The sequence below is a fragment of the Flavihumibacter solisilvae genome (assembly GCF_000814475.1).
Taxonomy (GTDB): Bacteria; Bacteroidota; Bacteroidia; order Chitinophagales; family Chitinophagaceae; genus Flavihumibacter; species Flavihumibacter solisilvae.
Window position 1 is genome coordinate 1 of sequence record NZ_JSVC01000025.1, and the last position, 12,076, is coordinate 12,076.

A 12,076-nucleotide genomic window follows, 5' to 3' on the forward strand; every position below is an offset into this window, starting at 1 on the left:
CTGATAAACTCAGGGCCATTGTCCACCCTGATGCATTTTGGCTTACCTCGCTCTGCAACGACGCGTTCCAGTGTCCTGATTAACCTCAACGACGGAAGGGAAGTGTCCACTTCAATTGCCAATGATTCACGATTATAATCATCGATGATATTGAGTAACCTGAACTTTCTGCCATCAGTAAGCGCATCGCTCATGAAGTCGATGCTCCAGACTTCGTTCGGCGCTACTGGTATGAACAAGGCCTCCTTGATCCTGGCCGGCAGTCTGCGTTTAATCCTGCGCCTTATGTTGAGTTTCATGTCGGTATACACCCGGTAAACCTTTTTGTGATTCCAGATAAATCCTTTGTTCCTTATGCGATAAAAAGACTGCCAGAATCCAATATCAACATGCTTTTCAACCAGGTTGGTCAGAATCTGCTGCACAGGAGCATCGTCTTTGGGCTTGGCCTTATAATCGTAAGACGATCGAGGTATGCTTACGATCTTACACGCCTTTCGGACACTCAGTTGTTCCTCCTGCACGAGAAAATCAACTGCCTCACGTTTTTCCTCAGGCGTTACAACTTTTTTTCGATGAGATTTTTCATGGCCCGGTTCTCAATGCATAACTCGGCAAACATCTTTTTGAGTTCCGCATGTTCAGATTCTAGGTCCTTCAAGCGTTTGACATCGCTGGATTCCATGCCTCCGTACTTCGCCTTCCAATTATAAAAGGTGGCTTCACTAATGCCCAGATCACGAGCAATGTCCTTGACGAGCATGCCGGCTTCCTGCTTTTTCAGGGCGGCAACAATTTGACTTTCGGTGTGATTCTTACGTTTCATTTCGAGATTTAAAGTTAACAATTCAAGTAATTGATAACTCTAATTCTGCTGGCCGGAGAGTGGGGAAGCCTACACCGGCAAGCCAAGGAAAGTGCCGAACGCCAGGCGCATAATGTGGTCAGCAGCTGGCAATTCACTTTCTAGAAGTGGGCGGACAAGAGTGCCCGGCTTTGATGTTGTGATGGTAGATGGTTGCGGTGTCATCACATGAATTTTTGCGGGGTTAAAGAAAGTAGCTAGCTAAGTTATCAAATGTCGCGGGCGGGCCTAGTATTTCTTTAATTCCACATCCAAAGAATCAAATTCCTTTTGAAGCGGGATTAGCACAACATTCTTGTTTTTTTCAGCTGAGACTAATTTTTCTGCAATTTCATGGTGTTTTGCCGAACTGGTGTCAGTTGCCTTTACACTTTCTAAACTGTCTGTCGTTTTAAAATATGATGCGCGTACTTGTTCCATTTCTTCCTTAATAGCTTGTTGCCGGTTTACAATTGATTCTTTCTTGTTTTCACAGGAAGAAAGCATAATGATTGGTAGCAAGAGAATTAACTTCATACATGTATAATTTATGGGTTTCAATACGATACTCTATATCAAATTTCGTCCAATTCTTGTCGATTTGCATATTAGGTGGTTAGCAGTTGTTTTGTCTCTGACATAATGTTTTTAGTCAGTCAGGACAAAAGTAATTTTCCATCTCTCACGAACATCTATTGGTTTGCTATTTAGACGACCGGGTTTCCATTTAGGCATTTTGTCAAGCATTCTCAAACAGACTGAGTCAAGGTCGTAACGAACATTTTGAACCACCTCCTGGTTAATTACTTTGCCCCTCTTGTCAATTGTGAATAATAGTACCACACTTCCTTCAATATTGTCATTAACGGCGGTTTTTGGATACTTAATCTTGCTCTTGGCAAAGGATATTAGTTTTGTCATTCCGCCTGGAAATTCAGGCATCTGACCACATGAAAGGAAAGCTTCATTAATTGAACTGTCAGCAGCAGATATTTTCATTTCAATACCATCAGCATTAATCGTTTTTGTTTGTGCATAAGATACTATTGACATTAATAGAAAAACTAAAAGCGTGCAAGCTTTATGCATTTTGAAATTGGATGTTTCGTCCGTATTGAGATGTGAAAAAGTGTCGAATTCCATATGTTGCTGCAATTATAAAACCGCAACGAATGGATTTGCGAATTAAACGAAATTCGGCCTTAGTCTGGCACTACCCACTTGAAATATCCAAAACTTAACCAGTGAAGGCCGAATGGAGTCAATCAACGGATAAACTTCTAAGGTCGCAAATTGCGACCTTAGACACCGGTAATTTTCAAAGGTCGCAATTTGCGACCTTTGAAAAATTACCATTGGAAATAAGAGCGGCGGAAAAAAAATTGGGAACAGACCCCTACCTTGCCAGCTTTAAGATATCCTCCGCAGCCAGAATCCGGTTAAATACCTTAAGATTATCCAACTGCCCCTTAAACGCATTTTGCCGGTCGCCGATCAACAATAACGGGAAAAACAGGGTTTGCACTTTAGCGATCTGCTTTCCATTGGGGAAAGTATTCTTTGCACCTTCCAGTTTCTCAACCAGCTGCCCGTTCACATACAAAATGGTGCCCTTGTTATTGCCGGTGATGGTTATATGCGTCCAGCGTGCCTCGGGTACTTCGTAATTGAAGTTATAGTGATACCCTTCCCTGGAAAAGCCGAGCTTGCCCGTTGATTGCTGTTTTAATTTCACCACGGCATCCGGTGATGAAAACAGCACGGCATCATTGGCATTGCCAGGTCCCGGCTTTATGGAAAAGGAAACCGTATAGTCATAACCGATGCCAGCATAAGGAGTTTGAAAAAAGCTATTACCGCCCTTCAGTTCAAGCACCTGGTCTTTCTCAGCATCAAAAGTATAATCCAGTACCAGCGAATCTTTTCCCCTGATCCTTCCCATCATATTTAAGCCCGGACCTTCTCCCAGTTGTTTACTCTTTGCTTCAAACACGTCGTAGCTGACCGTGGTGTCTGTTCCGCCCCACATTTTCTGGGCAAGTGCCTGCATAGCGGGAAACACGCGGTGATGAACATCCTTTTCCGTGATCCCGTTCCCGACATGGTCATTCCAAACGGCAAAGGAGCCGCCCCTGATCTTCGGATGATCTTCCGGGAACACCTGGTCGCCGATCACGTTTGGTGTCCATTTGTGGTAGAGGCTCCGGGTATTAAGATAATCGTTATAATAACCTGCCCCTGGTACAATGTATAACTGGTCGTCAGGGGTACTGATGGCCTCATAACCAAGCCTGAGCATTTCTTTCGGATCCGCATAGCCGTTATACCACAAATTCATCGTCACGTTTTCTGATTTCACCGGTGTACTGCCAGGCGCATGGGTCAGTGCTCCCCATAAACGGACTTTCTTGCCATAGCTTTCCACCAGGCGGATATAATGATCCGTCAGGGCCCTGAACTTTTCCGCTTCTTTCTTATCGTATTCATCAGTTCCAATATGGACTTCCTTTCCCCCGAATACAGGATCCGGACCTTGCAGGTATTCTTTAAATACATTATCGATCACCTCGTAGGTAAGCGGGTTATCCAGGTCCAGGTGATCCCGGCCGTATTTACTACTTCCTATGGCGGGAACAGCTTTGGTAAAAGCAAGGGAATGGGCAGGAACATCAATTTCGGGAATGATCTTCACGCCGTATTCTTCACCCAGCTTCTGCAGTTCAATGAATTCCTTTTTGGTATAACTGCCGTCCTTAGCGGTTAGGCCGGGGTAAGTGCTGTTCTCCAGGCGAAACGCAGAATAGGTGCTGTCCCAGTCGCCAAAAAAGGTAATGAAGCCGTTGTCGTTAAGATGAATATGAAAATCATTCATCTTGTAATAAGACATGAACCTGACATAGTTCCGCAGGAAGTCCATGCTGAAAAATTTCCTGCCGCAGTCAAGCACAAAACCGCGCACCGCGAATTGCGGGTAATCCTTCGCCACACCCATAGGGATGTTTTTGTGCTGATTATCCTGTTCAAGGATTTGTAATAAACTGCGGGTTGCCCAAAAGGCGCCGACAGGCTGACTGGCCTCAATCCGGATAAGACCCTGTATGGATAAAATATAGCCCTCTTTTTGAATCGCGGTATCCAAAGGGTTAAGCGTAAAGTAAATATCTCCAGGCCCCGGCTTTCCGTTGCGGACAGTGAATTTATTCCCCGGCAGCATTTTTTTCAGGTCCCCTGCAAATGTGGTAGCAACGGCTGTCAATTCATTACTATACTTTGGATCAACCACGATCGACTGCCGATCCTTAAGTGTAAATGTTCCCCTTGCTCCCTGCCATTCGCGGAGGGCCGGAATTACAAAAGGAGCAGGATTAACGGGCTCCTGTGCCATAGCGGTAAAAGAGGAACACGCAACTATGACGGCCAGCAGTGATTTTCTTATGCGCATTCTTAAACATAGCCTGTAATTGTCCAAAAAATGGGGTCAATCGTTTGCACCATCTTTAGTTTCGATACATTTGACGTAACCGATAAAGCAGTCATTTTTTGAGGTTGCAAAATGAAACCTCAAAAGGAAAACAATAAGATTAATATGAAAGACCTGGAAATAAAAAGCATCAACCTCATCCTTAATGCATGGTATCAGCAACTATCCATAGCTACCGAACTATTTGATTCGCTGGACGATGATCAGTTGCTTCAACCAATAGCCCCGCAGCGAAACACAGGGAAATACTTGCTTGGACACCTGACCGCTGTTCATGACGCCATTTTACCACTGCTTGACATGGGGGACAGGATGTATCCTTTACTCGAAGTTTTTGTCCGGGAGCCGGAAGGTGCAGACACAACCGAGCCGTCCATAGCAGTTCTCCGGAATTGCTGGACGGAAGTAAATGCCCGGTTAAAAAGCAAATTTGCCGAACTGGAACCGGCGGACTGGTTTGCCCGGCACCTGGCTGTTTCTGAAGAGGACTTTGTAAAAGCCCCCCATCGCAACAAACTAAATGTGGTATTGAACCGGATGAATCACCTTAGCTATCATCTTGGCCAGCTTGTCCTGGTAAAGCCAAAAGCTTAAGCCTCTACACTATTTCAGTGCATGGGTAATTTTTGAAGCCTTTTGGTTTACTTCATAGTCAGCCGAAGAAACATTTTTTACATACGGGCGGCTTATAACTGCTTTTACCAGGTCAGAATGCATAAAGTCTTCCATTGCTGTTTTGCTTTCCCATAAATAGAAGCCACCAAAAATGTTTTTTTCTTCGTCTGCCAACCAAACTTTTGAAATCAGGCCCTTTACGTTTGCTAAAATGGGTGCGTCTGGTTCAACCATTTTTTCCAGGTATTCCGCCTGGGAAATACCAGATAACTGGTAAGTGATTATCTGTGCATGCATCGCATTTTACGTTTTGTTGTTAGAGAATACAAAGTTAGGTTGCAAGGCGCCTTTAAAAAAACACCTGCCCTGGTTGTTACTGCTCCTGTTATCCGTATTCACCTATATCGCCTGCCAGAAGGAATACAAGCCGGGCTTCCCGCTTGATCCGACCGATCCGGGCACGCCGGCTGAGAAAGTCAATACCAGCATTTCCGGAAGGGTTGTCAATCGCCCGGGTATCCCAGCCCGTTTATGCCTGCATTAGGTATGTTTTATCATTCCTCAAGTACCGGACGTGAATTGTTCAATTGTGTAGTCTGGACCGTGTTCTATTTCGTAAATAATTTCCCAGGTTCCAATACAACTGTTGGTTTCCCTGTTATACCTGCCCTCGTAAAAGACCTGGTGGCCAGATACATCACTATGCGCTTCGCAATTGCCCCATTCATCAATTGTATGGAATTGGCTATACTGTTTTGTAAAACTGATAAAGTCATCATTTAAGAAACCCTTTATTGCTGCCACTTCGCCGTTCGCGCCAAGACTCTCCCAATCTATTACCCTCCCTGTAAATTGGTCGTCTTCAAACTCCTCAATAAACAGGCGAAATTCAGCTTCATGTCCTTCAACTATATTGCCATACTCCGCGCCGTAAATAAAGAAGCCTTGCCATTGACCGATATCCAGTAATTTTTCCATGATTTACTTTTAAGTATCAGCGACATGTTATGTGTACCTCAGCTTACACATAGCCGATAGGTGAGAATGAGAAATAATTGCCGGAAATTATAATGATGCTCCTGGAGAAGGGTTGGACATGTGAATGGGCATGACGAGTAGCTCCAGGCAAATATTACATTGTTGGGCCCATTTATTTTACTTTCTTCAGGAAATACCTTTCGTTTCTTCCCTTAAAGTCAGGTTTGCTGCGAGTTGGTCGCTTAATGCGTAGGTAGGGCCTTTTTTTCAAGTGGGAGTAACCGGCTGACAGTTGTCTGTCCGGTGTGCTAATTGACTCCGGATAATTACTTTTGGCCTGAAATGACTGCAATGCAACCTGATAAACTAGTAAGTAGGATTTTCGAGCTTTGGGAAGATGATAAAAGTGATGAAAATTGGGTTTTGGAAAGAATCCAGAGGGAATTCAATTTGTCCATCGAAGAAGCCGAATCAGCTCTTGAACTTACTAAGACCGGTTGCTTCAGAGCACAGCTTATATTTGCTGGGAAAAAATATCCCAGAAATAATCTTTGTGACAACCCTATTTTAATTTCAGCAATAAAAATAGCATTAATTAAATCTGGCCGACCTAAGCTGGGTGAAAAACAAAGTAAGCCCTGGTGGAAATTTTAGCAGGAAATTCACGCTAATGGATAAATGTCGGTTTCAGAGGAACGCTGTTGCAAACCATCTTAAAGCCATTGGAGGATCTATAAAAGAGCCGCACCATGGGCCGCAGTAGAAGAAGAGCCCAGGTGTGTTCACCTTGACTGCAGGTTTTGACACTATTTGAACCAGTTTACATTATTTTGGGGGAAATTACAAGAAGCTTTGTTGTGAGTGTGGGATGATTTTTACTAAAATTCCGAACATATTTTATATAAAGCAAATATCAAACATATATAAAATTTCGCCTTTAAAACTATGAATTTGACACATATAGAGTTGTTTGCTGGTTGTGGTGGGATGTCCCTTGGACTTAAAGCTGCTGGTTTCGAATTATATTTCGCTAATGAACTTTCACCTATGGCGGCCGAAACATTAGCATACAATTTATTCAATGAAAGTTTGGCAAATTTGGCTCAGGAAAATAAGCCTCCTAGAAAGGTACTGTGGTTAAAATCAAATTACCAGATAGATTCACTTAAAGAGAGGTTACGCGAAAATCCATTTGACTTTTCAAAAGGGATGGTTTCGGATATAGATGGTCAGGTGGATTTGAAGGAAAAACTTTTAATTGGAAATATTGACCATTTGCTAAAGTTTTTAAAGAAACATCCCCATCTCAGTTATAAGTTGAAAAAGCAAAATGTTGACTTGCTTTCCGGTGGCCCACCCTGCCAAAGTTTTAGTGTTGCTGGTAAAAGAGAAAAGGAAAATCAAAAGAATCGACTGCCACTATCGTTTGCGAAATTTGCAGGCTTAATTCAACCTAAGGTCGTACTTCTTGAAAATGTGAAAGGTATTACAACTCCATTTACAACTTCTGATGGTATGAAACATTACGCTTGGCTTGAAGTTGCAAAGACGTTTTCACTGCAGGGGTTTATACCTGTTTGTGTGATGTTAAATTCAAAGTATTTTGGAATCCCTCAGAATCGGCCAAGATTTATTCTAACATGTTTACGGCTTGACATTTTTCGGAAAGTTAAATTGCTTTTTAAATCAGATGATGAAATTGTTTCAATACTTAATGAATCTGAGAGATTTTATCAAAAGGTCAATGATAATCGAAATAAATTAGACAGTATTACTACTTGTGATTTGCCGCTTTACGATATAGAAGAAGACCATCATTTGTTTAATGGTAAATTGTTCCCACGCATCGTATCAAATGAAGATAATTTTATTACTGCGTTTGAAGCAATTGACGACATTTCAAATACCGGTAAAGAATACCTTTTAGATAGTATGTATGGTGAATATCCTAGTTATTTGAATAAATTATTCAAATCTTCGAGGAATGGTTCATTTGGTCTGACTAATCATGAAGCTCGTAATCATAAGTTTCAAGTCAAGGCAAGATTTAGACTACTCCAAGTATTTAATAAACTTAATGGCTCTAGGCAGGATGCTATCAAAGCAATTTCAAGTAATGGTGTTGTGGATAAAAAGCTACTACAAATATTTGACCGGATCAAAAACGAATCATTATTGCTTGATTCGGAGTCAAATGACAAATTTGGTCAAATAGAGGATATTCAATCGTTTAAGGAGTATATAAAAAAGATAAGATCGAAAAAACATAGCCAACGGGCATTAAAGAAAGATGAACCGGCCCCTTCTCAAATGACGATACCGGATGACCTATGTCATTATTCTAAACGTGAATTAAGAACACTTACTGTGCGGGAGATGGCGAGATTCCAGTCATTTCCAGATTGGTTTGTTTTTCGTTCAAAGGTGACAACTGGAGGAAAGTTAAGGAGTTTTGAAGTGCCCCAATATACCCAGGTGGGAAACGCAGTGCCCCCATTGCTTGCCTATACTATTGGTATAACTATTAGAGATATACTAACAAGAATTAAAAGAATTGATTAATTTAATTTAGTTTGACAGATTAGATTGAAGTACGCAATCGAAGTAACATCTTAAACTTATCCTTGATGAATTCTGAGCTTATCGATCTTTTTAACTGGTTTGGACATAGGAAAGGCGGAGTGAAGATACCATTTACCGACAGGGGTACTCCCACAGGAAAGTTAATAAAAACTGACCTTGTTTATGCAATTGATGCCTGGATTCAAGCCATCAAAATACAAGATAGTGCTGCTCCTAATAAGTTGTTTTTTATAGGGGGACCTGGAAATGGGAAAACAGAGGCTTTAGACTACGCAATTAAATGTATCGTTAATGAATTTAATTTTGGAGAGGAGATTGTAGAAAATATTAAGTCGCAGGTAAATCAAAACAAAAGAGAAATAATTATTGAAAGTGGATATTCAAGAAAATCATTTGCTAAAATTGTATTAGTGCCTGATGCATCAGTAGGAGAGCTTGAATTAAATAGAAGTGCTGCTCAATCGATGCTTGATGACTTTCAGGATATTCTTAATCCTTCGACGATCTATATATGTTGTATTAATAGGGGAGTGCTTCAAGATGTCATCTCATTTGCTAGGGACCTCGGCGACAAACCTGCGTTAGACTATTTTCAGCAATTATCTGCTTATATAGAAGGTTCCGGCGAATTCATTAACAATTCTTGGCCAGCTAAAATTGAGATTCTTGATTCAAATTATATAGTTGGAATTTGGCCAATGGAAGTTTCAAGCTTGCTAGATGATTTCAATACTAATGGTAATGGTATCCAAATATCGCCTTTTCAACAGATAACTGAAGTCGCATTGCATAATGAAGGGTGGAAGGCACTTATAGATCACTATAAAGGGAAACAAGTTAATTCAGAATACTGTCCCTTGGTCTGCAATTATAAATCCTTATTACGAAACAATGGCGAAAATATAAGAAAGATTATTCTGGAATATGAGTTAATAGCGAATAGAAGAATTACATTCCGTGAAATGCTTTCTATAGTTGTTTATGCATTACTAGGGCACGAAGACGATTTTAAAGTTGAGGGAGAATCTCGTTCTCCGGGTCAGTATATATTTGACATTTTACACTCAATGAGTGAGAAGAAAGAAGTAAATAATTACAAAAAAGTGTTCTTACTTTCTCAATTGCAGTGGGAGTTTAAATTTTTCAACACTTGGCCTGATTTGTCGATGATTGTGAAAGATAATGAATGGACTTCACTCATTTCAAAGTCAAGGACATCAGGTCATCTGAAGGCCTGTGAAGCATTTCAAGCCATCTTTTCGACTGATCAAGAAGCAAATAGAAGGACAGATACCGAAAAGACACTTTCTCATATTAATTCGTTGTTGGATCCATCAGAATTGCACGGAGACGAAATATTTGAAGGTGAGTTTACTCCTGCAATGATCGATTTGCACTTGCAAGAGTCAGTGATGTCATTATACAATTACATTAAGGATATTCGAGCTATCAGTAAAATTGATATCGATGTATTGAATTTATTTGTCGAAGTGGAACTTGAGCTTGACTCTTTAAGATCAACTAACAAGTTAAATAATTTAAATAAGGTCATTGAAAGATTAAATATACTGCTTAAGAAAATTACCGCCTTGTATGTTAAGCGTAAATTGGGTGGTTATTATGGAGTGACAAGCAAGTCTGTAGAAATACGTCAATTTAAAAGCGAAGAAAATATTAATAGTGTCTTGGGGGGGATACATTCGCTTCTTGATATTACACAACTAAGAAAACAACAACCATATTCATTTGGGGAAATAAGGGTTGGTTTAAATTCAACTTTTGGCCAACCTTCTTTTAGTACGCTAGATATATTTTACACAGCACCTGTGAGGTATAAGATTGAAGTTTATGCGCCCAATGGCGAGTACTGCAAGCAACCGCTAGTAAAATCAAAGTTCCTTAAATTAACATTAAACTCAGATAATGGAAGCGCCAAGTCTTTCGTTGTACCATTTTCTTTTCTTTTTTTCAGGGCAATAAATGATATTGGGAGGGGAATAAGGAGAAGTACATTACCTCGTGATATTGTTGCGACGTTCGATAGAATGAAATCATTTATTGAAGGTATTGCTGTTCATGCATATGATGAAAATGGTAGGATTGACTTTCCAGGAGGGAATAGTATTGAATTAGAAACACTCAAAAATTATCTTGATCGTGGCTAATCTAAATGAATTTATAAAGAAGCCGTTTAAACAAGAGAGCTATTTAAGTGAATATTCCGATTCTTTTTTGGGCATGCCTGCGTCACCGGAATATTCCATGGGTGAAATGAGTTTAGCTTCGTTACTTAGGTCGATTGGGTCAAATGTAAAAGAGAAAGAAGTATACAAAATTAATAGTTTACGTGGCTCAGTAGTTAGGAAATCTTTTGAAGATCGATGGAATCAATTTGAAAAGGAGTTTAAAATAAGCGACGACATCTTCAGTCATTTAAAAAGCCCACTTGCAGGAAAATCCCCAAAGAACCCTACTGATTATTTAAATCTTTATCCAATAATTCCCCAGTTTTCTTACGTTTCGAATAGCGCCCGTTTTAGTGGGAATCCTTGGAATCCATCTGAGTTTGTTAAAGGCATGATTTCAACAGGATCGAGTTCTCATGAGCACTCGAATGGTCTCTGGAAAATGTTATTTGATTGTTTGACGGTGACTATGTCTGACGATTTATGGGCTAGAATTTTGGATAAGATATTTTGCGACAAGAACTTTCAAGGAACGAAATACCAGTGGCTGTTGCAAGAGTTCACGAGCAAAGAAGAAGGTGGGTTTCCTAGATTTTCCTTGTCTACGGAAGCGTTTTTAAAATACGACTTCCCAGCACGGGCTTTTTGTGAATCAATAAAAGAGCTTGTTAGGCTAAAAAGTGTGACTACCAGAAGGCAATGGATTTCAATGTTTGAATCATTTCTACGAATTTCGATGGCTTCACATTTGCTTTGGATTTGCAGTGTAAACATTAAGTTATGGGAGATACTAAAAGAGCTTTTATTTCTAGAAACAAAAAATGCCTTTACGAAGGATGGGTTAGTTGATGAATTGTTTTCCAATTTTTCTGGATTTAATATTGATACTAACTCCGATAACAATTTTAAGAACATTTGTGGCTCATACGCTGAGGCTCGAATTGGAATAAATTTGGTTCTTCATTATTTCGATGAAAATTGCAAGGTGAGAGTTAGGAATAATCTTGGTGATATGGAGGGTCTTTGTGAGTGGTTAAACGAGTTGCAACGACATACGTCAAGTCATAAAGACTCAATAAAAGAAATATTGATTGAGTTACTGGGAAGGAATCCAAAAGTGCAGCAGGGCGAAGGTAGTTTCACAAAAAACATGTTTTTCTTCCTAAAGCATTCTTTAGGGCAAAAAGCTACCAATAATCCTCGTGAACAAAGTTTCGATCAAGGCTATTGGGTTGTAAAGAAAGGAAAGGCAAGAAATGCCCCATGGGTTATAAGGTTTGGACCAGTTGCCGTAATAACTCTTGTCGCTCTATCAATTAAATTAAAGTCGGGCTCTGCTACTGATATAACCGAATTCCTGTCAAAATTTGGAATACATATAAATCCAGA

Annotated in this window: 13 protein-coding genes; 6 read left to right on the forward strand and 7 right to left on the reverse strand. The window is 40.3% G+C overall.

The genetic code is table 11. The features are described from left to right. The 5 genes from OI18_RS20135 to OI18_RS20155 form a co-directional block, all read right to left on the reverse strand. A partial coding sequence (locus OI18_RS20135; RefSeq protein WP_039143256.1) for an IS3 family transposase occupies nucleotides 1-524 on the reverse strand: 524 nt, incomplete at its 3' end. A 35-nt stretch (nucleotides 525-559) separates the two neighbouring features. Beyond that, the gene (locus tag OI18_RS20140; RefSeq protein ID WP_039143258.1) at nucleotides 560-826 is read right to left on the reverse strand and encodes a transposase; all 267 of its coding nucleotides are present in this window, start codon (nucleotides 824-826) and stop codon (nucleotides 560-562) included. Nucleotides 827-1,093: 267 nt separating this feature from the next. Continuing rightward, complete coding sequence (locus OI18_RS20145; protein ID WP_152616898.1) at nucleotides 1,094-1,381, reverse strand: hypothetical protein; 288 nt, start codon at nucleotides 1,379-1,381, stop codon at nucleotides 1,094-1,096. A 111-nt stretch (nucleotides 1,382-1,492) separates the two neighbouring features. After that, nucleotides 1,493-1,987 carry an energy transducer TonB gene (locus OI18_RS24000; RefSeq protein WP_052273433.1) on the reverse strand — a complete coding sequence of 165 codons (495 nt, stop codon included), beginning with the start codon at nucleotides 1,985-1,987 and terminating at the stop codon, nucleotides 1,493-1,495. A 253-nt stretch (nucleotides 1,988-2,240) separates the two neighbouring features. After that, on the reverse strand, nucleotides 2,241-4,286 hold the full coding sequence (locus tag OI18_RS20155) for a family 20 glycosylhydrolase (RefSeq protein ID WP_052273434.1): 2,046 nt from the start codon (nucleotides 4,284-4,286) through the stop codon (nucleotides 2,241-2,243). Nucleotides 4,287-4,430: 144 nt separating this feature from the next. Between OI18_RS20155 and OI18_RS20160 the strand changes: the two genes are divergently transcribed. Beyond that, nucleotides 4,431-4,919: a DinB family protein gene (locus OI18_RS20160; protein ID WP_039143284.1), complete on the forward strand. Its 489-nt coding sequence runs from the start codon at nucleotides 4,431-4,433 to the stop codon at nucleotides 4,917-4,919. A 9-nt stretch (nucleotides 4,920-4,928) separates the two neighbouring features. On the opposite strand, the gene OI18_RS20165 is transcribed toward OI18_RS20160, so the two are convergent. After that, a complete protein-coding gene (locus OI18_RS20165; protein WP_039143262.1) occupies nucleotides 4,929-5,237 on the reverse strand; it encodes a YdhR family protein in 309 nt (102 codons plus the stop codon). Between the two features lie 73 nt (nucleotides 5,238-5,310). Here OI18_RS20165 and OI18_RS24730 point away from each other — a divergent pair, with 73 nt between their 5' ends. Beyond that, nucleotides 5,311-5,484, forward strand: a complete 174-nt coding sequence (locus OI18_RS24730; protein WP_160290267.1) for a hypothetical protein — start codon at nucleotides 5,311-5,313, stop codon at nucleotides 5,482-5,484. A gap of 17 nt (nucleotides 5,485-5,501) precedes the next feature. On the opposite strand, the gene OI18_RS20175 is transcribed toward OI18_RS24730, so the two are convergent. Beyond that, nucleotides 5,502-5,918 carry a hypothetical protein gene (locus OI18_RS20175; protein ID WP_039143268.1) on the reverse strand — a complete coding sequence of 139 codons (417 nt, stop codon included), beginning with the start codon at nucleotides 5,916-5,918 and terminating at the stop codon, nucleotides 5,502-5,504. A gap of 342 nt (nucleotides 5,919-6,260) precedes the next feature. On the opposite strand from OI18_RS20175, the gene OI18_RS20180 reads away from it, so the two are divergent. From OI18_RS20180 to OI18_RS20195, 4 genes are all read left to right on the forward strand, one after another. Further along, on the forward strand, nucleotides 6,261-6,572 hold the full coding sequence (locus OI18_RS20180) for a hypothetical protein (RefSeq protein ID WP_039143270.1): 312 nt from the start codon (nucleotides 6,261-6,263) through the stop codon (nucleotides 6,570-6,572). Between the two features lie 291 nt (nucleotides 6,573-6,863). Further along, a complete protein-coding gene (locus tag OI18_RS20185) occupies nucleotides 6,864-8,480 on the forward strand; it encodes a DNA cytosine methyltransferase (protein ID WP_082038065.1) in 1,617 nt (538 codons plus the stop codon). 65 nt (nucleotides 8,481-8,545) lie between these two features. Further along, on the forward strand, nucleotides 8,546-10,666 hold the full coding sequence (locus tag OI18_RS20190; protein ID WP_039143273.1) for a hypothetical protein: 2,121 nt from the start codon (nucleotides 8,546-8,548) through the stop codon (nucleotides 10,664-10,666). Beyond that, nucleotides 10,659-12,076 (forward strand): hypothetical protein (locus OI18_RS20195; RefSeq protein ID WP_152616900.1); only part of this gene is annotated, 1,418 nt, incomplete at its 3' end. The genes OI18_RS20190 and OI18_RS20195, both read left to right, overlap by 8 nt.